Annotated in this window: 21 protein-coding genes and 1 pseudogene; 6 read left to right on the top strand and 16 right to left on the bottom strand. The window is 69.8% G+C overall.

What is annotated here, in order from left to right:
- Nucleotides 1–14 precede the first annotated feature (14 nt).
- Nucleotides 15–773: a 4,5-DOPA dioxygenase extradiol gene (gene ygiD, locus H8B08_RS03435; RefSeq protein WP_187448813.1), complete on the bottom strand. Its 759-nt coding sequence runs from the start codon at nucleotides 771–773 to the stop codon at nucleotides 15–17.
- 66 nt (nucleotides 774–839) lie between these two features.
- Nucleotides 840–1,439 carry an NAD(P)H:quinone oxidoreductase gene (gene wrbA, locus H8B08_RS03430; protein WP_187448812.1) on the bottom strand — a complete coding sequence of 200 codons (600 nt, stop codon included), beginning with the start codon at nucleotides 1,437–1,439 and terminating at the stop codon, nucleotides 840–842.
- A gap of 79 nt (nucleotides 1,440–1,518) precedes the next feature.
- Between wrbA and H8B08_RS19505 the strand changes: the two are divergent.
- Nucleotides 1,519–1,603, top strand: a pseudogene (locus tag H8B08_RS19505) (hypothetical protein); the annotation flags it as partial.
- 13 nt (nucleotides 1,604–1,616) lie between these two features.
- Here H8B08_RS19505 and lpdA read toward each other — a convergent pair.
- The 13 genes from lpdA to tpiA all read right to left on the bottom strand — a co-directional run bounded on the left by lpdA (nucleotide 1,617) and on the right by tpiA (nucleotide 13,908).
- Nucleotides 1,617–3,023 carry a dihydrolipoyl dehydrogenase gene (lpdA, locus tag H8B08_RS03425; protein ID WP_187448811.1) on the bottom strand — a complete coding sequence of 469 codons (1,407 nt, stop codon included), beginning with the start codon at nucleotides 3,021–3,023 and terminating at the stop codon, nucleotides 1,617–1,619.
- 177 nt (nucleotides 3,024–3,200) lie between these two features.
- Nucleotides 3,201–4,481 (bottom strand): pyruvate dehydrogenase complex dihydrolipoamide acetyltransferase, encoded by a 1,281-nt coding sequence (locus H8B08_RS03420; RefSeq protein WP_187448810.1) that lies wholly within the window; start codon nucleotides 4,479–4,481, stop codon nucleotides 3,201–3,203.
- Nucleotides 4,482–4,493: 12 nt separating this feature from the next.
- Nucleotides 4,494–5,864: a pyruvate dehydrogenase complex E1 component subunit beta gene (locus H8B08_RS03415; RefSeq protein WP_187448809.1), complete on the bottom strand. Its 1,371-nt coding sequence runs from the start codon at nucleotides 5,862–5,864 to the stop codon at nucleotides 4,494–4,496.
- 3 nt (nucleotides 5,865–5,867) lie between these two features.
- Nucleotides 5,868–6,875: a pyruvate dehydrogenase (acetyl-transferring) E1 component subunit alpha gene (gene pdhA / locus H8B08_RS03410; RefSeq protein ID WP_187448808.1), complete on the bottom strand. Its 1,008-nt coding sequence runs from the start codon at nucleotides 6,873–6,875 to the stop codon at nucleotides 5,868–5,870.
- Between the two features lie 68 nt (nucleotides 6,876–6,943).
- Complete coding sequence (locus H8B08_RS03405) at nucleotides 6,944–7,258, bottom strand: septum formation initiator family protein (RefSeq protein ID WP_187448807.1); 315 nt, start codon at nucleotides 7,256–7,258, stop codon at nucleotides 6,944–6,946.
- 201 nt (nucleotides 7,259–7,459) lie between these two features.
- A complete protein-coding gene (eno, locus tag H8B08_RS03400) occupies nucleotides 7,460–8,737 on the bottom strand; it encodes a phosphopyruvate hydratase (RefSeq protein WP_187448806.1) in 1,278 nt (425 codons plus the stop codon).
- A 115-nt stretch (nucleotides 8,738–8,852) separates the two neighbouring features.
- Entirely contained in the window at nucleotides 8,853–9,251 is a 399-nt protein-coding gene (locus tag H8B08_RS03395) for a nuclear transport factor 2 family protein (RefSeq protein WP_187448805.1), read from the bottom strand.
- Nucleotides 9,252–9,393: 142 nt separating this feature from the next.
- Nucleotides 9,394–9,576 (bottom strand): 50S ribosomal protein L32, encoded by a 183-nt coding sequence (rpmF, locus tag H8B08_RS03390; protein WP_163260539.1) that lies wholly within the window; start codon nucleotides 9,574–9,576, stop codon nucleotides 9,394–9,396.
- Nucleotides 9,577–9,893: 317 nt separating this feature from the next.
- Nucleotides 9,894–10,313, bottom strand: coding sequence for an MAPEG family protein (locus H8B08_RS03385; protein WP_187448804.1), 420 nt, complete (start codon nucleotides 10,311–10,313; stop codon nucleotides 9,894–9,896).
- Nucleotides 10,314–10,359: 46 nt separating this feature from the next.
- Nucleotides 10,360–10,878 (bottom strand): GNAT family N-acetyltransferase, encoded by a 519-nt coding sequence (locus H8B08_RS03380; RefSeq protein WP_187448803.1) that lies wholly within the window; start codon nucleotides 10,876–10,878, stop codon nucleotides 10,360–10,362.
- Nucleotides 10,878–12,527, bottom strand: a complete 1,650-nt coding sequence (locus H8B08_RS03375; RefSeq protein WP_187448802.1) for a CTP synthase — start codon at nucleotides 12,525–12,527, stop codon at nucleotides 10,878–10,880. The genes H8B08_RS03380 and H8B08_RS03375 overlap by 1 nt, the downstream gene beginning before the upstream one ends.
- A gap of 92 nt (nucleotides 12,528–12,619) precedes the next feature.
- The gene (secG, locus tag H8B08_RS03370) at nucleotides 12,620–13,066 is read right to left on the bottom strand and encodes a preprotein translocase subunit SecG (protein WP_187448801.1); all 447 of its coding nucleotides are present in this window, start codon (nucleotides 13,064–13,066) and stop codon (nucleotides 12,620–12,622) included.
- An 89-nt stretch (nucleotides 13,067–13,155) separates the two neighbouring features.
- Nucleotides 13,156–13,908 carry a triose-phosphate isomerase gene (tpiA, locus tag H8B08_RS03365; RefSeq protein ID WP_187448800.1) on the bottom strand — a complete coding sequence of 251 codons (753 nt, stop codon included), beginning with the start codon at nucleotides 13,906–13,908 and terminating at the stop codon, nucleotides 13,156–13,158.
- Between the two features lie 135 nt (nucleotides 13,909–14,043).
- On the opposite strand from tpiA, the gene H8B08_RS03360 reads away from it, so the two are divergent.
- Nucleotides 14,044–15,951: a peptidylprolyl isomerase gene (locus H8B08_RS03360; RefSeq protein WP_187448799.1), complete on the top strand. Its 1,908-nt coding sequence runs from the start codon at nucleotides 14,044–14,046 to the stop codon at nucleotides 15,949–15,951.
- On the top strand, nucleotides 15,948–17,441 hold the full coding sequence (trpE, locus tag H8B08_RS03355) for an anthranilate synthase component I (protein ID WP_187448798.1): 1,494 nt from the start codon (nucleotides 15,948–15,950) through the stop codon (nucleotides 17,439–17,441). Before H8B08_RS03360 ends, trpE begins: the two co-directional genes overlap by 4 nt.
- On the opposite strand, the gene H8B08_RS03350 is transcribed toward trpE, so the two are convergent.
- On the bottom strand, nucleotides 17,438–17,632 hold the full coding sequence (locus tag H8B08_RS03350) for a hypothetical protein (protein ID WP_187448797.1): 195 nt from the start codon (nucleotides 17,630–17,632) through the stop codon (nucleotides 17,438–17,440). The genes trpE and H8B08_RS03350 overlap by 4 nt on opposite strands.
- Nucleotides 17,633–17,741: 109 nt before the next feature.
- Between H8B08_RS03350 and H8B08_RS03345 the strand changes: the two genes are divergently transcribed.
- From H8B08_RS03345 to trpC, 3 genes are read left to right on the top strand one after another with little or no spacing between them, the layout of a single operon-like run.
- Nucleotides 17,742–18,329, top strand: a complete 588-nt coding sequence (locus H8B08_RS03345) for an aminodeoxychorismate/anthranilate synthase component II (RefSeq protein ID WP_187448796.1) — start codon at nucleotides 17,742–17,744, stop codon at nucleotides 18,327–18,329.
- Nucleotides 18,330–18,332: 3 nt separating this feature from the next.
- Nucleotides 18,333–19,346: an anthranilate phosphoribosyltransferase gene (gene trpD, locus H8B08_RS03340; RefSeq protein WP_187448795.1), complete on the top strand. Its 1,014-nt coding sequence runs from the start codon at nucleotides 18,333–18,335 to the stop codon at nucleotides 19,344–19,346.
- Nucleotides 19,343–20,134 (top strand): indole-3-glycerol phosphate synthase TrpC, encoded by a 792-nt coding sequence (gene trpC, locus H8B08_RS03335; protein ID WP_187448794.1) that lies wholly within the window; start codon nucleotides 19,343–19,345, stop codon nucleotides 20,132–20,134. The genes trpD and trpC overlap by 4 nt, the downstream gene beginning before the upstream one ends.
- The last annotated feature ends 3 nt before the right edge of the window (nucleotides 20,135–20,137 follow it).

Below are 20,137 nucleotides of genomic sequence, written 5' to 3'. Positions count from 1 at the left end.
TTCGTCCGTAGGGGTCAGCCGACCTTCACGCCGGTCATGCTGATCGAGCCGCCCTCGATCACGTCGTTGAAGAAGCTCACGGGCTCGCCCGGATCCTGCTGGGCGGCGACGTAGAGCAGCGGCAGGAAGTGCTCGGGCGTCGGCACCGACGCCTGGGCGTCCTCGCCCAGGCGGATCCAGTTCACCAGGGTGTCGTGGTCGCCGCTTTCGAGCGCCGCCTTGACCGCGTCGTTGAAGCGCGTGGCCCAGTCGTAGGCCGCCGCGCCCGGCTCGCGCCGCCAGGTCCGCAGGTTGTGCACGAAGTCGCCGCTGCCGGCGATCAGCACGCCCTCGTCGCGCAGCGGCCGCAGCTTGCGCGCCAGCGCGTAGTGGCCGGCCGCGTCCAGCCGCCGGTCCAGCGACAGCTGCACGACCGGAATGTCGGCCTTCGGGAAAGCGTGGACCAGCACCGACCAGGCTCCGTGGTCCAGCCCCCAGTCGGTGGCCCAGCGCAGGCCCGGCCCGACCAGCTCGCCCACCCGGCCGACCAGTTCCGCCGAACCGGGCGCGGGATAGCGCACGTCGAACAGCGCCTGAGGGAAGCCGTAGAAGTCGTGGATTGTACGAGGGTTTTCGTCGGCGGTGACGGCCGTCCCCTCGGTCTCCCAGTGGGCCGAGACCATCAGCACGGCCTTGGGCTTCGGCAGGTCGGCGCCGAGCTGGCGCCAGCCGTCGGCGTGCGGCCCGCCCAGCGCGTTCATGGGGCTGCCGTGGCCGAAGAAGACAGCCGGCATAGGGGTCGAGGGAGTGCTCATCCCCCCTATGTAGGGGCGAACTGTAGCCGTTACAGGCGCCGAAGGTCAGCCGAACATTTTCGCCGCGATTTCCGCCACGTGGCGGCCCTGGAAGCGGGCGCCCTCCAGTTCGTTCTCGCTGGGCTGACGCGAGCCGTCGGACTTGGAGATGGTGGTCGCGCCGTAGGGGGTGCCGCCGGTCATCTCGTCGTGACGGCTCTGCCCCACCCAGCTGTACGGCAGGCCGACGATGACGAACCCCAAGTGCAGCAGGGTGACGTAGCAGGACATCAGCGTGGTCTCCTGCCCGCCGTGCTGGGTGGCGGTGGAGGTGAAGGCGCTGCCGACCTTGCCGATGGTCGCGCCCTTGGCCCACAGCGGCCCGGTCTGGTCGATGAAGTTGCGCATCTGCGCGCACATGACGCCGTAGCGGGTCGGCGCCCCGAAGATCACCGCGTCGTAGTCGGCCAGTTCCAGCGGATCGGCGATCGGAGCTTCCTGGTCGAGCTTGTAGCCGGCCTTCCGCGCCACTTCGGGCGGGACCAGCTCGGGCACGCGCTTGACGGTCACCTCGGCGCCGGCCTCGCGCGCGCCGCGCTCGGCCGCGCGCGCCATCTGCTCCACGTGTCCCCAGCTCGAGTAGTAGAGCACCAGCACCTTGGCCATCCGCGCCTCCTGCACCTCACGAACGAGACGCAACGGCAGGGGCGCGGAAGGGGTTCCGGTTCGACAATGGTGCGGTGAAATCCTCGTCCTTCGACAGGCTCAGGGTGAGGATTTCACAGCAGGCCCGTAGCCCTCATCCTGAGCTTGTCGAAGGACGAGGGCGGCCCCGCCGCCGGGTCAGATGTGCAGGACGCGACCGTAGGCGTCGAGCACCGCCTCGTGCATGGCTTCCGACATGGTCGGGTGCGGGAAGACGGTGTTCATCAGGTCTTCCTCGGTGGTCTCCAGGGTCATGGCGACGGCGAAGCCCTGGATCATCTCGGTGACCTCGGCGCCGATCATGTGGGCCCCGATCAGGGCCCCGGTCCTGGCGTCGAACACGGTCTTCACGAAGCCCTCAGTCTCGCCCGAGGCGATGGCCTTGCCGTTCACGCGGAACGGGAAGCGGCCGACCTTCACTTCGCGCCCTTCCGCCTTGGCGGCGGCTTCGGTCAGGCCCACCGAGGCGACCTGCGGCTGCGAGTAGGTGCAGCCCGGGATCGGGGCGTTGATCCCGGCGTCCTTCTGGCCGGCGATGTGCTCGACGACGTGGACGCCCTCGTGGCTGGCCTTGTGCGCCAGCCACGGCGGACCGGCGCAGTCGCCGATGGCGTAGAGGCCGGGCACGTTGGTCTCGCCGTGCTTGCCGGTCTTCACGTGGCCGCGGTCGAGGTCCAGGCCCAGGGCCTCGACGCCGATGTTCTCGAGGTTGGCGGTGATGCCGACCGCGACGATGGCGGCCTCGGCCTGCAGCTGCTCGGCCTTGCCGCCGGCTTCCAGGCTCAGCGTCACGCCCGACTTCGACTTGTCGAGCTTGGTGACCTTGGCGGCCACGCGGAACTTCAGCCCGCGCTTCTCGAACGCCTTCTGGGCGGCGGCGGACACCTCGGCGTCCTCGACGGGGAGGATGCGGTCCAGCGCTTCCACCACCGTAACTTCAGCGCCCAGGGCGCGGTAGAAGCTGGCGAATTCGATGCCGATGGCGCCGGACCCGATGACCACCAGCGACTTCGGGAAGAACGGCGCGTTCATGGCGTCGCGGTAGGTCCACACGCGCTCGCCGTCGCCCTCGAGGCCGATGGCCGGGATATGCCGGGCGCGGGCGCCGACGGCCAGGATGACGCTCTTGGCCTGGACGGTGCGGCTGCCGCCCGCCTTCAGGTCCACGACGACCTTCGGGGCGGGCGCGCCCTTCTCCAGCTTCGCCGTACCCTCGATCACCTCGATCTTGTGCTTCTTCATCAGGAAGCCGACGCCGCTGTTCAGCTGCTTGGCGACCTTGCGCGAGCGCTCGACGATGGCCTTGAAGTCGAAGGACGGCTTCTCGGCCGAGACGCCGTAGTCGCCGAGGTGGCTGAGCTTCTCGAACACCTCGCCGGACTTCAGCAGCGCCTTGGTGGGGATGCAGCCCCAGTTCAGGCAGATGCCGCCCAGGTTCTCGCGCTCGACGATGGCGGTCTTCAGCCCCAGCTGCGAGGCGCGGATGGCCGCGACGTAGCCGCCCGGGCCGGAACCGATCACGATCAGGTCGAAGTCTTGGGCCATCCGCCACAACTCCAAAAGTCGTCGCCCTCGGGCTCGTCCCGAGGGCCCAGGGGCCCGCCGTACGCCCTCAGACGCGCGGCCGCACCCGTGCACTCACATCACAGAGCGTCCGGCCCACCTTCGCCCTGGGCCCTCGGGACGAGCCCGAGGGTGACGAAGGTGGGAACGGGGCTCGGTTCACGCCAGCATGGTCACCGGATCGTCCAGCAGGGCCTTGAAGACCTGCAGGAAGCGCGCGCCGACCGCGCCGTCGACCACGCGGTGGTCGCAGGTCAGGGTCACGCTCATCACCGTGGCCACGGCCAGCTGGCCGTTCTTCACGACCGGACGCTGCTCGCCGGCGCCGACCGACATGATGCAGCCCTGCGGCTCGTTGATGATCGAGGCGAAGTGCTTGATGCCGAACATGCCCAGGTTGGACACCGAGAAGGTGCCGCCCTGGAACTCTTCCGGCTTCAGCTTCCGCGAGCGGGCCCGCTCGGCCAGATCCTTCGTCTCCTTCGCGATCTGCGACAGGGACTTGGTTTCGGCCTTGAAGATGATCGGCGTGATCAGGCCGCCCTCGATCGCCACCGCCATCGAGATGTCGGCGTTGTGGTGCATGGCGATGCCGTCGGGCGTGTAGCTGGCGTTGGCTTCCGGCACCGCCTTCAGCGCATGCGCCGCGGCCTTGATGACGATGTCGTTCACCGAGACCTTCACGCCCTGCTTCTCCAGCATGGCGTTGATGCGCCCGCGGGCCTCCAGCAGGCGATCGATCTCGACGTCGATCGTCAGCGGGAAGTGCGGCACGTCGCGGAAGCTCTCGGTCAGCCGCTTGGCCACCGTGCGACGCATGCCGTCCAGCGGGATCAGGTCGTAGGAGCCCGGCTTGATGCCCATCTGCTCCAGCGACAGCACCTGACGCGGCTCGGCCGCGGCGGGCGCGCCCTTGGCGGCGGCCGGGGCCTTGCCGGAGCCGGCGGCCTCGACGTCGCGCTTGACGATGCGCCCGCGCGGGCCGGAGCCCTGCACCGCCTTCAGATCCAGACCGGCCTGCTGGGCCAGTCGACGCGCCAGCGGCGAAGCGAACACCCGCTGGCCGTCGGCCTTGGCGGCCGGAGCCGCCGGGGCCGGCGCGGCGGCCGGCTTCGGGGCTTCGGCCTTCGGAGCTTCGGCCTTCGGCGTGGCGGCCGGAGCCGCCGAGGCGCCTTGGGGGGCCGGCTTGGCGGCCGGAGCCCCCTCGCCTTTCAGCCGCGCGATCGGGGTGTTCACCTTCACGCCCTGCGTGCCTTCCGGCACCAGGATCTCCTCGACCACGCCCTCGTCGACCGCCTCGACCTCCATGGTCGCCTTGTCGGTCTCGATCTCGGCGATGACCTGGCCGGCCTCGATGGTGTCGCCCGGCTTCACGTGCCACTTGGCGAGCGCGCCCTCCTCCATGGTCGGAGACAGGGCGGGCATCAGGATGTCCGTCATGGCCTGCGCTCCTTACCGGTAGGTGACGGCCTTCACCGCCGCGACGACCTTGTCGACCGTCGGCAGGGTGAGGGCCTCGAGGTTGGCGGCGTAGGGCATCGGGACGTCCTCGCCGTGCACGCGCACGGGCTGGGCGTCGAGATAGTCGAACGCCTGCTCGACCACGCGCATGGCCACCTCGGCGCCGACGCCGTGCGGGCCCCAGCCTTCCTCGACGGTGACCAGGCGGTTGGTCTTCTTCACGCTGGCGACGATGGTGTCGGTGTCCAGCGGACGCAGGGTGCGCAGGTCGATCACCTCGGCCGAGATGCCTTCGGCGGCCAGCGCCTCGGCGGCCTTCAGGGCCAGGCCGACCATCCGCGAGTGGGCGGTGATGGTGACGTCCGTGCCTTCGCGGCGGACCTTGGCCTTGCCGATCGGCACGATCCAGTCCTCGACCTCCGGCACGTCGAACTCGATGCCGTACATCATCTCGTGTTCGAGGAAGACGACCGGGTTCGGATCGCGGATGGCGGCCTTCAGCAGGCCCTTGGCGTCGGCGGCGTCATAGGGCGCCACCACCTTCAGGCCCGGCACGTGGGCGTACCAGGAGGAGTAGTCCTGGCTGTGTTGGGCGCCCACGCGGGCGGCCGCGCCGTTCGGGCCGCGGAACACGATCGACGAGCGGATCTGGCCGCCCGACATGTACAGTGTCTTGGCCGCCGAGTTGATGATGTGGTCGATCGCCTGCATGGCGAAGTTGAACGTCATGAACTCGACGATCGGCTTCAGGCCGGCCATGGCCGCGCCCACGCCGACGCCGGCGAAGCCGTATTCGGTGATCGGGGTGTCGATCACGCGCTTGTCGCCGAACTCCTGCAGCAGCTCGCGGGAGACTTTGTAGGCCCCCTGGTACTGCGCGACCTCCTCGCCCATCAGGAACACGTCGCCGTCGCGGCGCATCTCTTCCGCCATAGCGTCGCGCAGGGCGTCGCGGACGGTGGTCTTGACCAGCTTGGCGCCGGCCGGGATCTCCGGATCCTTCAGCTCGACGGCTGGCTTCGCCGGAACCGCCGCCGCGGACGGAGCCGCCTCAGGGGCCTGCTTTTCAGGCTCGCCCGAGGCCTGGGCCGGCTGAGCCGCCGGCGCCTTGGGCGCAGCGCCCTCGCCGCCCTTCAGGCGGGCGATCGGCGTGTTGACCTTCACGCCCTGCGTGCCTTCCGGCACCAGGATCTCGGCCACTTCGCCCTCGTCGACGGCTTCCACTTCCATGGTCGCCTTGTCGGTCTCGATCTCGGCGATGACCTGGCCGGCGCTGATGGTGTCGCCCGGCTTCACATGCCACTTCGCCAGGGCGCCTTCCTCCATCGTGGGGGAGAGGGCCGGCATGAGGATGTCGGTCATCCCTTAAGCCTCCACGTACACTTCGGTGTAGAGCTCGGACGGATCCGGCTCCGGGCTGGTCTGAGCGAACTCGACAGCCTCGAGCACGATCGCCTTGACCTCGTCGTCGATCTTCTTGACCTGGGCGTCGTCGATCCCGGCCTGAGCGATCAGCGTCTTGACCAGGTCGATCGGGTCCTTGGTCTTCTTGACCTCGTCGACCTCTTCCTTGGTCCGGTACTTGGCCGGATCCGACATGGAGTGGCCGCGATAGCGGTAGGTCTTCATCTCGAGGATGAACGGGCCCTGGCCCGAACGCGCGTGCTCCGCAGCGCGGGCGCCGGCGTCCTTCACGGCGTAGACGTCCATGCCGTCGACCTGCTCGCCCGGAATGCCGAACGAGGCGCCGCGCATGTAGAGCTCAGTGGTGGCCGAGGCGCGCTCGATCGAGGTGCCCATGGCGTAGTGGTTGTTCTCGATCACGTACACGACCGGCAGCTTCCACAGCTGGGCCATGTTGAAGCTCTCGTAGACCTGGCCCTGGTTGGCCGCGCCGTCGCCGAAGTAGGTGAAGCTGACGTTGCCGTTGGCGCGGTACCAGTCGGCGAAGGCCAGACCGGTGCCCAGCGCCACCTGGCCGCCCACGATCCCGTGGCCGCCGAAGAAGCCGGCCTCGATCGAGAACATGTGCATGGAGCCGCCCTTGCCCTTGGACGAGCCGCCGGCCCGGCCGGTCAGTTCGGCCATGACTTCCTTGGGATCCATGCCCGCGGCCAGCATGTGGCCGTGGTCGCGGTAGCCGGTGATGATCTGGTCGCCTTTCTTGGCGACTTCCTGCATGCCGACCGCCACGGCCTCCTGGCCGATGTACAGGTGGCAGAAGCCGCCGATCAGGCCCATGCCATAGAGCTGGCCGGCCCGCTCTTCGAAGCGGCGGATAAGCAGCATTTCGCGATAGAACTTCAGCAGTTCGTCACGGTCGATATTCGGACGGCCCGCGGATTGCTCCGCAGCCTTGGGCGCACGCGCCATCCGGTCTCCTCCCTAAAGGAACGCGGGTTGGGGCGCGGCTTTAGCACGCACCCTAAGGGGATGCGAAGTCAGGACCGCGCCTGTTGCCGTTTGTGAACGCGGATTACGTAGTCACGCGGATCCGCGAAGCCCAGAAGCGCGCGCGCGCGCTCCTCCAGCAGGTCTCGCGACAGGTGGTCGTCGCGCAGCAGGCGCACGCGCGCCTCGAGGTCGCGACGCTCGGCCTGCAGGCGGCTCAGCTCGGCCTGGCGGGCGGCCAGGGTGGTCTCGCGGGACTTCTCGGTCAGCAGCCCCTTGTCGCCCGTCAACGCGTGGAACGCGAAGTAGACGATCATGAAGGCGAAGAACGCCGTCGGCAGATATGGGCGTACGCGAGCGAGCACCTGACGCCCCTTCTGAGCGGTAAGGCGAGAACGATTCGGGCAGGTTGAATCTAAAATGCCTAACGATTCGTTATCGTTGAGACGATGTCCGAACGGCTGGGCTGAAGCCGCAGTGATACGCGGCCAGGGCGCTGATTCTCAAGGCCGCTGCGGCCGAGAAAGGTCGGCAGGGAGAGCGGCGAACCGCCCTCCCCGCGAGCCTCAGATGCGCAGCATGCTGTCGCCGGCGTAGACCGCCTGGTCGCCCAGCATTTCTTCGATGCGCAGCAGCTGGTTGTACTTGGCCGTGCGGTCCGAGCGGGCCAGCGAGCCGGTCTTGATCTGACCGCAGTTGGTGGCCACCGCCAGGTCGGCGATGGTGGCGTCCTCGGTCTCGCCCGAGCGATGGCTCATCACCGAGGTGTAGCCGGCGCGGTGGGCCATATCGACGGCGTCCAGGGTCTCGGACAGGGTGCCGATCTGGTTGACCTTGACCAGGATGGAGTTGGCCAGCCCCTCGCCGATGCCGGCGGCCAGACGGGCCGGGTTGGTGACGAACAGGTCGTCGCCGACCAGCTGGATGCGGTCGCCCAGCGTCTCGGTCAGCAGGCGCCAGCCCTCGAAGTCGTCCTCGGCGCAGCCGTCCTCGATCGACACGATCGGGAAGCGCGAGCACAGGCCGGCCAGGTAGTCGACCATGCCCTGCTGGTCGAAGGTCTTGCCCTCGCCCGACAGCACGTAGCGGCCGTCCTTGAAGAACTCGGTGGAGGCGACGTCCAGGGCCAGCTGGAAGTCCTCGCCGGCCTTGTAGCCGGCCTGCTCGCCGGCCTTCATGATGAAGGCCAGGGCCTCGTCGGCCGAGGCCAGGTTCGGGGCGAAGCCGCCCTCGTCGCCGACGTTGGTGTTGTGGCCGGCGGACTTCAGGGCCTTCTTCAGCGCGTGGAAGATCTCCGCGCCCATGCGCAGGGCGTCGGAGAAGCTCTCAGCGCCGGTCGGCATGATCATGAATTCCTGGATGTCGATCGGATTGTCGGCGTGCGCGCCGCCGTTGATGATGTTCATCATCGGGGTCGGCAGGATGCGGGCCGAGACGCCGCCGACATAGCGGTAGAGCGGCAGGTTGGAGCTGATCGCCTGCGCCTTGGCCGCGGCCAGAGACACGCCCAGGATGGCGTTGGCGCCCAGCCGGGCCTTGTTCGGCGTGCCGTCCAGCAGGATCAGCGCTTCATCCAGGCGGCGCTGGTCCTCGGCGTCGAAGCCGGACAGGGCGTCGAAGATCTCGCCGTTGACCGCGTCCACCGCCTGCTGGACGCCCTTGCCGCCGTAGCGCTCGGGATCGCCGTCGCGCTTCTCCACCGCCTCATGGGCGCCGGTCGAGGCGCCCGAGGGCACGGCGGCGCGGCCGAACGAGCCGTCCTCCAGGGTCACGTCGACCTCGACCGTCGGATTGCCGCGGCTGTCGAGGATCTCGCGGGCGGTGATGTCGACGATGTCGGTCATGGAGAGCTCCCGTGGAATAAGCGCGGCAGGCTTTAGCCCGGTGCGGCGTCAGGCCGCAACCGGCGCCGGGTCGAGGGGCGCCGGGAGCGGCTTAGCGGCCACGCTTGCTACGCCGTCAGTGGCGGACGAACTGGCTGGTGTCCATGAAGCCGCGCCAGCTGGAAATCTTGCCGTCCTTCACCTCGAAGACGTGGATCCAATCGCCGGCGAACGGCTGGCCGCTCGGCTTCACCTTGCCTTCGGCGTGGCCCAGCACGAACAGCTTGTCGCCGCTGGTCGACAGGTGGAACTCCTTGGGCGTGAACTCGGAATAGTCCTCGGTCTCGGTCAGCGCCTTGAAGAACTCGCGCGCGCCCTCCGGGCCGCGGCGGGGGCCGAAAGGTTTGTGCTCCTCGCGACGGCCCACGAACTCCCAGTGCGCGTCCGGGGCGACCGAGGCGATGATGGCTTCGGTGTCTCCGCGGCCGTAGGCCTCGTAAGCCTTCTTCACCAGGGCGACGTCGGCTTGGTCCATGACGGTCTCTCCACGCGCCCGCAGGGGGCGCGTTTCAACCGCGGGTCCGAAGGCGTGTTCCGGACGCGAAAAGCCCGCCGCGCGGGTGCGCGGCGGGCTGATCACCTAGCGACCTCGAGCGGGCCTCCCGGCCCGCGAAGCCTTAGTCTTCCTTCGGCGTCAGGACCTGGCGACCGCGGTACATGCCGGTCTTCAGATCGATGTGGTGCGGACGCTTCAGCTCGCCGGTGTCCTTGTCTTCGACGTAGGAGTTGGCGCCGAGGGCGTGGTGCGACCGACGCATGTTGCGCCGCGAGGGCGAGGTTTTCCGCTTAGGAACGGCCATGTCCGACTCTCTTCAGGCTTCGGCGCGTCCCCGGGGCGGATGCGCCCGCGAACGCAAAACTTTTGGCGGCGTCCCGAAGGGCGCCGCCGTGAACGCGGGCTTATGCATGAACCGCCGTGGAACTGCAAGCGCCGGGGCCGCCTGCGCGCCGTATCGCGCTTCGTCGCGCCAAACACCCCTTCCGGCGCAAGCCGCGCGCGCAAACGGCGGCCTGGCCCGAAGCTGCTCTTCCCAGCAAGAGCACGCGCCCTCGAAGGACCGTGCCGGGCGTTCAGCCCCTGCGACTCGCCCCTCTGAGTCGCAGGGGCTGACCGCTATCAGCGGAACATGCTGATCGCCCAGCCCGCCCACATGCCCCACAGCACCAGCGCCCCGGCCGAGTAGACCAGGAAGCGGTGCATGACCTTGTTGTAGGTGCACTGGATCACGCTGTGCACGACCCGCAGCGCCACGAAGGCCCAGGCGGCGGCGGTCATGACCTCGCCGGTGCGCCCCGTGAGGGTGGCGACCACGGCCAGGAAATAGAACAGCACCGGCAGTTCGAGCAGGTTGTTGAAGTTGTTGGCCGGCGCCTGCACGGGCCCCAGCAGCTCGACCACCTGCGCGCGGCTGGCCACGCGGTCCGGGGCGATCCGGTTGCGCTGCATGTAGGGGATCCGGCGCGCGTAGAGGACGAACCACACCACGCAGGTCAGGCCGACGAGGGCCGCCGCCGGCCAGATCAGAGACAGGGCCATTTGAGATACTCCCGTTACGCTTCGGGAGCGTCCTAAATCACAACGGTCAAGCTGGGCAAGCGATGTCCGGCCGGTGCAGCGCCAGATAGACGCTGTCGCACCATTCTTCGCCGACCAGCCAGGTGCGCGCCGCGCGCCCGGTCTCGACGAAGCCCAGCTTTTCCAGGAGCCGCAGGGACGCGCCGTTGCGCGGGTCGACGTCGGCGGTCAGCCGGTCGAGCGCGTGGGCGGCGAAGACGTGCGGAATGAAGGCGGACAGCGCCTCGGTGGCGTAGCCCAGGCCCCAGACGTCCGGGTGCAGGATGTAGCCCACGTCGGGCAGGCGGTAGCAGCCGGCCTTGCCGACCACCCTGCCCTTCAGCTCGATGACGAAGTCGTCGCTGGCGTCCGGCGGGGCGGTGACCATGCCGTGCAGCCAGGCGCGGGTCTGGTCGCGGTCCGCGTGCGGCGGCGTCGACCAGAAGCGCATGGCGGCGGGATGGGAGAGGACGGCGAAGAGATCGTCCAGATCGGTCGGCCGCGCCCTGCGCAACCTCAACCGGTCCGTGACGATCTCCAGGGCCATCAGACCAGGCGGCTCTGCTCCAGCGCCGCCGCCACGAAGCTGGCGAACAGCGGGTGCGGAGCGAAGGGCCGCGACTTCAGTTCCGGGTGGTACTGCACGCCGATGAACCACGGATGGTCCTCGCGCTCCACCGTCTCCGGCAGCACGCCGTCGGGCGACAGGCCGGCGAACTTCAGTCCCGTGGCCTCGATGCGGTCACGGTAGTTGATGTTCACCTCGTAGCGGTGGCGGTGACGCTCGCTGATGGCGCTGGAACCGTAGATCTCGGCGATCTTCGAGCCCGGCCTCAGCGTCGAGTCATAGGCGCCCAGGCGCATGGTGCCGCCCAGGTCGCCGCCCTCGCTGCGGGTGACGCGCTCGTTGCCCTGCACCCACTCGGTCATCAGGCCGACCACCGGCTCCGGCGTCCAGCCGAACTCGGTGGACGAGGCTTCCTTCAGCCCCGCCTGGTTCCGCGCCGCCTCGATCACCGCCATCTGCATGCCGAAGCAGATGCCGAAGTACGGGATGTTGCGCTCGCGGGCGAAGCGGGCCGCCTCGATCTTGCCCTCCGCGCCCCGCTCGCCAAAGCCGCCGGGCACCAGAACGGCGTGGGCGCCCTGCAGGCGCGCCTCGCACTCGGCCGGGTCGCCCTCGAAGGTCTCGGCCTCGACCCAGTCGATGTTGACCCGCACGTTGTTGGCGATGCCGCCGTGGTGCAGGGCTTCGATCAGGGATTTGTAGGCGTCCTTGAGGACCGTGTACTTGCCGACCACGGCGATGGAGACCTCGCCGTCGGGCTGCAGGCGGCGCTTGGCCACCTCTTCCCAGCGCGACAGGTCCGGGGCCGGCGCGTCCTTGATGCCGAAGCATTCCAGGACTTCACGGTCCAGGCCCTCGCGGTGGTAGTCCAGCGGCACGGCGTAAATGTCCGCCGAATCCAGGGCCTGGATGACGGCGCTCTCACGCACGTTGCAGAACAGGCCGATCTTGCGGCGCTCTTCTGCCGGGATCGGGTGCTCGGCGCGGCACAGCAGGATATCCGGCTGGATGCCGATGGAGCGCAGTTCCTTGACCGAGTGCTGGGTCGGCTTGGTCTTCATCTCCCCGGCCGTCTTCACGAACGGCAGCAGGGTCAGATGGATGAAGACGGCGTCGCCGCGCGGCAGCTCGTTGCCGACCTGGCGGATCGCCTCGAAGAACGGCAGGCCCTCGATGTCGCCGACCGTGCCGCCGATCTCGACCAGCACGAAATCGACGTCCGTACCGTCCTCGGCCTTGGCCGGGGACAGGCAGAAGCGTTTGATCTCGTCGGTGACGTGCGGGATCACCTGGACGGTGGCGCCCAGATAATCGCCCCGCCGCTCCTTCTCCAGAATGGTCTGGTAGATGCGGCCGGTGGTGATGTTGTCCGACTTGGCGGCCGAGACGCCGGTGAAGCGCTCGTAGTGGCCGAGGTCGAGGTCGGTCTCAGCGCCGTCGTCGGTCACGAAGACCTCGCCGTGCTGGTACGGCGACATCGTGCCGGGGTCGACGTTGAGATACGGGTCCAGCTTACGAAGCCGGACCTTGTAGCCGCGTGCTTGCAGCAACGCGCCGAGAGCGGCGGAAGCGAGGCCTTTTCCCAAAGAGGAAACCACGCCGCCGGTGATGAATACGTAGCGGGCCATGGGGGTCCATCTTACCCCCGATTCGGGCCGGGGGCGTGAAGATGATTCGTGACGGATCGACGCGCGGCCGTCCGAGGACGGCCGCGATCAGATCATTGCTTAGCGGGCGGGGTCGAAGCCGGAGCCTCGGCCGGAGCCGGAGCGGCGCCGGGCTGACGCACTTCCGGCAGCGGAGCGGCCAGTTCGTTCAGAGACGGCGCGGCCTGGCCGTTCGGGGCGGCCGGTTGTTGCGCGGCGGCCGGAGCCGGCGCGGTCTTCAGGCGGTTCAGATCGATCGAACCGACCGCGGCGGAATCGACCACCGACGAGCCGCCGCGGGCGAAGTTGCCCACGACCGTCAGGGCGATGCAGTTCACGAAGAACAGCGTGGCCAGGATCGCGGTGGTGCGGGTCAGCAGGTTGCTGGCGCCGCGCGCGGTCATCAGACCGCCCCCGCCGCCGCCCATGCCGAGCGCACCGCCCTCGGACTTCTGCACGAGGACCGCGGCGATCAGGGCGACCGCGATGAGGATCTGAATGACCAGAAGGACAACGAGCATGGCGCACAGGGATTTGGGCGCCCGGAGGCGCGGATCAAGCGGCCCGTCTAGCACCAAGCCGGAACGGGCGCCATAGGGACAAAACGCTCTTAGACGGCGCGGACGATCGGGAGGAAATCCGCCGCCTTCAGCGAGGCGCCGCCGACCAGGGCGCCGCCCACTTCGCGGACCTTCATGATGTCGGCCGCGTTCGCCGGCTTCACCGAGCCGCCATAGAGGATCGCGGCGCCCTTCCCCGCCTCGCCCAGACGAGCCACCAGGGCGGCGCGGACGGCGACGTGCACCTCTTCGATCTGCTCGATGGTGGGGATGCAGCCCGAGCCGATGCACCAGACCGGCTCGTAGGCGACCGAGAAGGGCTTGCCCGCCACGGCGGTGGGCAGGGAGCCGGCGACCTGGGCGGCCACCACCGCGACGGCCTGGCCGGCTTCGCGTTCCGCCAGGGTCTCGCCGACGCAGACGATCGGCTCCAGCCCGGCGCGCAGGGCGGCCTCGACCTTGGCCGAGACCAGGGCGTCGGTCTCGCCGTAGCCGGCGCGGCGCTCCGAGTGTCCCAGAATCACCAGCCGGGCGCCGGCGTCGGCCAGCATTTCGGCCGAGACGTCGCCGGTGAAGGCGCCGGACGCCTCCGCCCGGCAGTCCTGCCCGCCGATCTCGACCGCCGAACCGGCCAGCTGGCGGCTCATGCGCTCGATCAGGGTGGCGGGCGGGCACAGGGCCACGCGCGCGGCGGCCGGTTCGGCCGCGAGGGCTTGGGCCAGCGCCGTCGCTTCCGCGAGCGAGGCGCCGAGGCCGTTCATTTTCCAGTTTCCGGCGATCAGGGGACGGGGCGAATTGGTCATGGCGGCGCTCTTTAGGCGAGCCGAGCGGGCTCGCCAAGCGCGCCTCGCTTGCGGGACCTCGCACGGCTCCACTATACGGCTTCAGGGGCGCCCTCGGTTCGTGCGCGCAAGGGTCCCGGGAAAAAGGTCCGTCTCATGCTCACCGCGTTCCGCAAATTCGCGAAGTCGCCCGTTGCCGCCGGCCTGATCGGCCTGCTCATCGTCGCCTTCGGCGTCTGGGGCATCAACGACATCTTCCGCGGGCAGATCTCGAACTCCGTGATCCAGGCCGGATCGCGCCAGGTGTCGCCGGCCGAATTCAAGCGCATGTTCGAGAACTACAAGGGTCAGATCGAGCAGCAGTCCGGCCGCCGCATCACGATGGACGAAATCGTGAAGGCGCGCGCCCACCTGCGCTTCCTGGACGAAGTGGCCTCGCAGGAGTCGCTGTCGGCGTTCCTGCAGAAGGTCCGCATCGTGCCCGGCAAGGACCTGCTGGTCGCGCAGATTCGCGAGATCCCGGCCTTCTTCGACCCGATCAGCGGCAAGTTCAGCAAGAAGCAGTACACCCAGGCCCTGGCCCGCGAAGGCCTGACCGAAGGCACCTTCGAGCAGGGCCTGCGCGACGAGATCGCCCAGAACCACTTCGCCACCGGCATGGTGGCGGGCCTGCGCGCCCCGCGCATTTACGGGGCCCTGCAGGCCGGCTTCGGCCTGGAGACGCGCGACGTCAGCTATTTCGAAGTCGGGCCGAACGCGATCGAGCGCGTGGCGCCGCCGACCGACGCCCAACTCCTGCAGTTCATGAAGGAAAACGCGGCGCAGCTGACCCGCCCCGAATTCCGCCAGGTGACGGTGGCCCTGTTCACCGCGAACGCCGCCGAAGGCTCGGTGAAGATCGACGAGGCGGAGCTGCGCAAGCGCTTCGAGTTCCGCAAGGACTCCCTGTCCCAGGCCGAGCGCCGCAGCTTCGTGCAGCTCACCGCCAAGGACCCGGCCGCCGCCCAGAAGATCGCCGCCGCCCTGCAGGCCGGCCAGGACCCCGCCGCCGTCGCCAAGGCCAACGGCGCCCAGATCGTCCCCTACCAGAACAAGCCGAAGTCGGCCGTGGCCGACCGCATGGTGGCCGACGCGGCCTTCTCCCTGCAGCCGGGCCAGGTGTCGCAGCCGGTGCGCGGCGAACTGGGCCTGGCCGTCGTCAAGCTGCTGGACGTTTCGCCGGGTCAGGCGGTGACCTTCGAACAGGCTCGTCCGCAGCTCGAAGCCGAGCTGCGCAAGGAAGCCGCGACCGGCGCCGTGTACGACCAGGTGCAGAAGTACGAGCAGGCCCGCGAGGGCGGCGCCAGCCTGGCCGAAGCGGCCAAGGTCTCCGGCGCGCGCGTCGTCTCCCTGCCCCCGCTGACCAAAGAAGGCCAGCTGCCGAACGGCCAGCGCCTCGCCGCGCCGCCGGCCCTGCTGGAAACCGCCTGGGGCCTGTCGCAAGGCGGCGAGAGCGACGTCGAGGAAGCCGGCAACGGCGAGTACTACGCCGTGAAAGTCGACAAGGTGATCCCCTCGGCTCTGCCGAAGCTGGACGAAGTGCGTCCGCAACTGACCAACGCCTGGACCATGCGCGAAACCGTGCGTCGCATGCAGGAAAAGGCTGACCAGCTGGCCGAGAAGGTCCGCAAGGGTGAACCCCTGGAAGCCGCCGCCAAGTCGATCGGCGCCAACGTCCGCACCGTCGACAACGTCGGCCGCGACGGCGCCGAAGGCGTCGGCCGCGACCTGACCGGCAAGCTGTTCACCCAGAAGACCGGTGAAACCTTCACCGCCCGCGGCGAGCGCCTGGCCTTCGTGGTCGGCAAGGTCGACGCGGTCCACGCCCCCGCCGGCCCGATGGCCGCTCGCGTGGCCGAAGACCGTCGTCCGCAGGTCACCATGCAGATCCTCGACGAGGTCGGCGGCGAAGCCCGCGCGGCCGCGCGCAAGGCGATGAAAACCAAGACCTGGCCGGATCGCGCCGCCGCCGCCCTGGGCGTCGAGCCTGAACCCGCGACCCCGGCCGACAAGTCGAAGAAATGACCCTCGAACCCGCGTTCGACGCGTTCGAGCGGGCTTATCGGAACGGCGAGCCCCAGGTCGTCCACCGCCGCGTGGTGGACGACCTGGAGACGCCGGTCTCCGCTTATCTGAAGCTCGGTCACGCCCGCCCCTACGCCTTCCTGTTCGAGTCCGTCGAAGGCGGCGCCTGGCGCGGCCGCTATTCGATCATCGCGCTCAAACCCGACCTGGTGTGGCGCTGCTTCGGCGACCGGGCCGAGACCGCCCGCGGCGGCGATGTCGACGCCGGGCGCTTCACGCCCGAGGCGGCCCCCGCCCTCCAATCTCTGCGCGCCCTGGTCGACGCCTCGCGGATCGACCTGCCCGCCGGCCTGCCGCCGATGGCGGCCGGCCTGTTCGGGGTGTTCGGCTACGACATGGTGCGGCTGAGCGAACCGCTGGGCGAAGCCGGGCCCGATCCGCTGGACCTGCCCGACGCGGTGCTGGCCCGCCCCTCGGTGGTGGCGGTGTTCGACGCCATCGCCCAGGAGATCGTGCTGGCGACCCCGGTCCGCAGCTCCGAGCTGTCCGCCGAGGAAGCCTACGCCGCCGCGCGCGCCCGCCTGGGCGCGGTGGAGGACGACCTGCGCCGTCCGCTCGCGCCTTCCGGCCCGCGCACGCAGCCGACCGAAGAGCCGGCCTTCGGCTCCTCGATGACGCCGCAGGAGTTCGAGGCCAAGGTCCTGAAATCGAAGGACTACATCGCCGCCGGCGACATCTTCCAGGTGGTGCTGAGCCAGCGGTTCGAGGCCAGCTTCGAACACGACCCGTTCGCCTTCTACCGCTCGCTGCGGCGCATGAACCCGTCGCCCTTCCTGTTCCACCTGGACTTCGGCGGCTTCCAGCTGTCGGGCTCGAGCCCCGAGATCCTGGTGCGCCTGCGCGACGGCAAGGTCACCATCCGCCCGATCGCCGGCACCCGCCCGCGCGGGGCCACGCCCGAACAGGACCTGGCGCTGGAGCAGGAACTGCTGGCCGATCCCAAGGAGCGGGCCGAGCACCTGATGCTGCTGGACCTGGGGCGCAACGACGTGGGCCGGGTCTCCAAGCCCGGCACGGTGCGCGTGACCGAGAGCTTCGCGATCGAGCGCTACAGCCACGTCATGCACATCGTCTCCAACGTCGAGGGCGATGCAGCCCCGCAGATCGATCCGGTCGACGCCCTGCTGGCCGCCCTGCCCGCCGGCACCCTGTCGGGCGCGCCCAAGGTGCGGGCGATGGAGATCATCGACGAACTCGAAGGCCTCAAGCGCGGCGTCACCTACGGCGGCGGGGCCGGCTACATCTCGGCCGGCGGCGCGGTCGACGCCTGCATCGTGCTGCGCACCGCCCTGTTCAAGGACGGCCGAATGTACGTCCAGGCCGGCGCCGGCGTGGTCGCCGACAGCAATCCCACGGCCGAGTACGAAGAGACCCTGCACAAGTCGCGCGCCCTCAAGCGCGCGGCCGAAGAGTGTTGGCGTTTCGGTTAGCGGGCGAACACGGTCGCGTCGTCCGAGCGGACGACGTGGACCCCGGGTCCGAGGATCACCGCCGCGGCGAGCAGCAGGGCCGAGGCGGCCGCCAGGGTCGAGGCGGCCAGGGCGGCCTTCAGGCTCCAGCGCACGCGGACCGGCCGCGCCAGCTTCGCACGGGCGGCTTCAAGGGCGGACGACTCGGACATCTGGGGCGCGACCATGAGGACACGGCCATCACGTCCGGCCTCGGTTAATGAAATCTGAACGGGGCCAGCGACTTGGCGGCGAAGGCTCCGGGCCGTACAGAGAATGCCGATGATCCTGGTGATCGATAACTACGACAGCTTCACCTACAACCTCGTCCATTACCTGGCCGAGTTGGGGGCGGAGACGCTCGTGCGTCGCAACGACGCCCTGACCGTGCAGGACGCCCTGGCCATGGCGCCGGAGGCCGTTCTGCTGTCGCCGGGTCCGTGCGCGCCCGACCAGGCGGGAATCTGCCTGCCGCTGCTGCGCGCCGCGCCGGACACCCTGCCGATCCTGGGCGTATGCCTGGGCCATCAGGCCATGGGCCAGGCCTTCGGCGGCGACGTGGTGCGGGCCAAGACCCTGATGCACGGCAAGACCAGCCCGATCGAGCACGTCGACAAGGGCCTGTTCGCCGGCCTGCCCAGCCCGTTCAAGGCTACGCGCTATCACAGCCTGGCGGTGTCGCGGGACACCCTGCCCGCCGAGCTGGAAGTGACCGCCTGGACCGCCGACGGCGAGATCATGGGCCTGCAGCACCGCACCCGGCCGCTGCACGGCGTGCAGTTCCACCCGGAATCCATCGCTACCGAGCACGGCCACCGGCTGCTCGCCAACTTCCTCGATCTGGCCGGCGTGCGCCGGACGACGGTCTGAGCCGTGTCCGACACCTTCAAGCCGATCCTGGCCAAGCTGGCCGAGGGCAAGACCCTCACCGACGCCGACGCCGACGCCTTCTTCGCCGCCTGCCTGCGCGGCGAGGCCACGCCCGCCCAGGTGGCCGCGGCGGTGACCGCAATGCGCCTGCGCGGCGAGACCATCTCGGAGATCGCCGCGGTGGCCCGCGCCATGCGCCAGGCGGCCCTGCCCTTTGAGCATCCGTACGACGTGGTCGACACCTGCGGCACCGGCGGCGACGGCGCGCACACCCTGAACATCTCGACCGCTGCGGCCCTGGTGGCCGCCGGCGCCGGCGCGAAGGTGGCCAAGCACGGCAACCGGGCGCTCTCGTCGAAGTCGGGCTCGTCGGACGTGCTGACCGCGCTGGGCGTCAACGTCCAGGCCACGCCGGAGCAGTCGCGCCGGGCGCTGGACGAGGCCGGGGTCTGCTTCCTGTTCGCCCAGGTCTATCACGGGGCCATGCGCCACGTGCTGCCGGTGCGAGCGGAGCTCGGCTTCCGCACCGTGTTCAACCTGCTGGGCCCGCTGTCCAATCCGGCCGGCGCGCGCCGCCAGGTGGTGGGCGTCTACGACCCGCGCCTGCTGGAGCCGCTGGCCCGCGTGCTGGGCGCGCTGGGCGCCACACGGGCCTGGACCGTGCACGGCGGCGGCCTGGACGAGCTGACCGTCACCGGCCCCACCCAGGTCGTGGAGTGGCGCGACGGCGAGGCCCGCGCCTTCGACGTCACGCCGGAGACGGCCGGCCTGCCCGTCGCCCCCATCGAGGCGATCCGCGGCGGCGACCCGGCGGTCAACGCCCAGGCCCTGCGCGAACTCCTGGACGGCCGCACGGGCCCCTATCGCGACGTCGTGCTGCTGAACACGGCGGCGGCGTTGCTGGTGGCCGACATCGCCGAAGACCTCCGCCACGGCGTCGAGCTGGCGGCCGCCTCGATCGACGAGGGCCGCGCCCGCACCGCCCTGGACAAGCTGATCGAGACCACCAACGCATGAGCGACGTCCTCGCCCGCATCGCCGCCTACAAGCGCCAGGAAGTCGCCGAGCGCAAAGCCGCCCGTTCGCAGGACGCGGTCGAGCGCGCGGCGGCGGCGGCCAGCGCCCCGCGCGGCTTCCAGCGCGCGCTCGAAACCGCCTTCCGCCCCGGCCGCCTGGCCCTGATCGCCGAGATCAAGAAGGCCAGCCCGTCCAAGGGGCTGATCCGCGCCGACTTCGACCCGCCGACGCTGGCGCGGGCCTACGAAGCCGGCGGCGCGGCCTGCCTGTCGGTGCTGACCGACGCCCCCAGCTTCCAGGGTGCGGACGAATATCTGGCCGCCGCCCGCGACGCCGTCGCCCTGCCCTGCCTGCGCAAGGAGTTCCTGGTCGATCCCTGGCAGGTGGCCGAGAGCCGCGCCCTGGGCGCGGACGCCATTCTGGTGATCCTGGCCATGATCGACGACGCGCTCGCGGCCGAACTGATGGCCGAAGCCGCGCGCCTGGGCATGGACGCCCTGGTCGAGGTCCACGACGAGGCGGAAATGGCGCGCGCGGGCGCGCTGGGATCGCGCCTGGTCGGCGTGAACAACCGCGATCTGCGCAGCTTCCACGTCGACCTGGCCGTCACCGAGCGGCTGGCCCCGCTGGCCCCGGCCGGCGCCCTGCTGGTCACCGAAAGCGGCGTGTTCACGCACGCAGACGCCGCCCGCCTGTCGGCGTGCGGCGCCCGCGCCATGCTGGTCGGCGAGAGCCTGATGCGTCAGGCAGACGTGACCGCGGCCACGCGCGACCTGACGCAGAGCTGAGCA

Origin of the sequence: Caulobacter sp. 17J80-11 (assembly GCF_014349105.1) — a bacterium.
In the GTDB taxonomy this organism is placed as follows: domain Bacteria; phylum Pseudomonadota; class Alphaproteobacteria; order Caulobacterales; family Caulobacteraceae; genus 17J80-11.
The sequence above is the reverse complement of the archived record's forward strand: the minus strand, read 5'-3'. Positions and strand labels throughout refer to the sequence as shown.

What these genes read in the sequence shown, in the direction of transcription:
- eno (WP_187448806.1), bottom strand. Translation starts at nt 8,737, where the DNA reads ATGACCGACATCGTCGACATCACCGCCCGCGAGATCCTCGACAGCCGC.
- lpdA (WP_187448811.1), bottom strand. Translation starts at nt 3,023, where the DNA reads ATGGCCCAAGACTTCGACCTGATCGTGATCGGTTCCGGCCCGGGCGGC.
- H8B08_RS03375 (WP_187448802.1), bottom strand. Translation starts at nt 12,527, where the DNA reads ATGGCCCGCTACGTATTCATCACCGGCGGCGTGGTTTCCTCTTTGGGA.
- rpmF (WP_163260539.1), bottom strand. Translation starts at nt 9,576, where the DNA reads ATGGCCGTTCCTAAGCGGAAAACCTCGCCCTCGCGGCGCAACATGCGT.
- trpC (WP_187448794.1), top strand. Translation starts at nt 19,343, where the DNA reads ATGAGCGACGTCCTCGCCCGCATCGCCGCCTACAAGCGCCAGGAAGTC.
- H8B08_RS03380 (WP_187448803.1), bottom strand. Translation starts at nt 10,878, where the DNA reads ATGGCCCTGGAGATCGTCACGGACCGGTTGAGGTTGCGCAGGGCGCGG.
- ygiD (WP_187448813.1), bottom strand. Translation starts at nt 773, where the DNA reads ATGCCGGCTGTCTTCTTCGGCCACGGCAGCCCCATGAACGCGCTGGGC.
- H8B08_RS03385 (WP_187448804.1), bottom strand. Translation starts at nt 10,313, where the DNA reads ATGGCCCTGTCTCTGATCTGGCCGGCGGCGGCCCTCGTCGGCCTGACC.
- secG (WP_187448801.1), bottom strand. Translation starts at nt 13,066, where the DNA reads ATGCTCGTTGTCCTTCTGGTCATTCAGATCCTCATCGCGGTCGCCCTG.
- H8B08_RS03345 (WP_187448796.1), top strand. Translation starts at nt 17,742, where the DNA reads ATGATCCTGGTGATCGATAACTACGACAGCTTCACCTACAACCTCGTC.
- H8B08_RS03415 (WP_187448809.1), bottom strand. Translation starts at nt 5,864, where the DNA reads ATGACCGACATCCTCATGCCGGCCCTCTCCCCCACGATGGAGGAAGGC.
- tpiA (WP_187448800.1), bottom strand. Translation starts at nt 13,908, where the DNA reads ATGACCAATTCGCCCCGTCCCCTGATCGCCGGAAACTGGAAAATGAAC.
- wrbA (WP_187448812.1), bottom strand. Translation starts at nt 1,439, where the DNA reads ATGGCCAAGGTGCTGGTGCTCTACTACTCGAGCTGGGGACACGTGGAG.
- H8B08_RS03360 (WP_187448799.1), top strand. Translation starts at nt 14,044, where the DNA reads ATGCTCACCGCGTTCCGCAAATTCGCGAAGTCGCCCGTTGCCGCCGGC.
- pdhA (WP_187448808.1), bottom strand. Translation starts at nt 6,875, where the DNA reads ATGGCGCGTGCGCCCAAGGCTGCGGAGCAATCCGCGGGCCGTCCGAAT.
- H8B08_RS03420 (WP_187448810.1), bottom strand. Translation starts at nt 4,481, where the DNA reads ATGACGGACATCCTGATGCCCGCCCTGTCTCCGACCATGGAGGAGGGC.
- H8B08_RS03395 (WP_187448805.1), bottom strand. Translation starts at nt 9,251, where the DNA reads ATGGACCAAGCCGACGTCGCCCTGGTGAAGAAGGCTTACGAGGCCTAC.
- trpE (WP_187448798.1), top strand. Translation starts at nt 15,948, where the DNA reads ATGACCCTCGAACCCGCGTTCGACGCGTTCGAGCGGGCTTATCGGAAC.
- H8B08_RS03350 (WP_187448797.1), bottom strand. Translation starts at nt 17,632, where the DNA reads ATGTCCGAGTCGTCCGCCCTTGAAGCCGCCCGTGCGAAGCTGGCGCGG.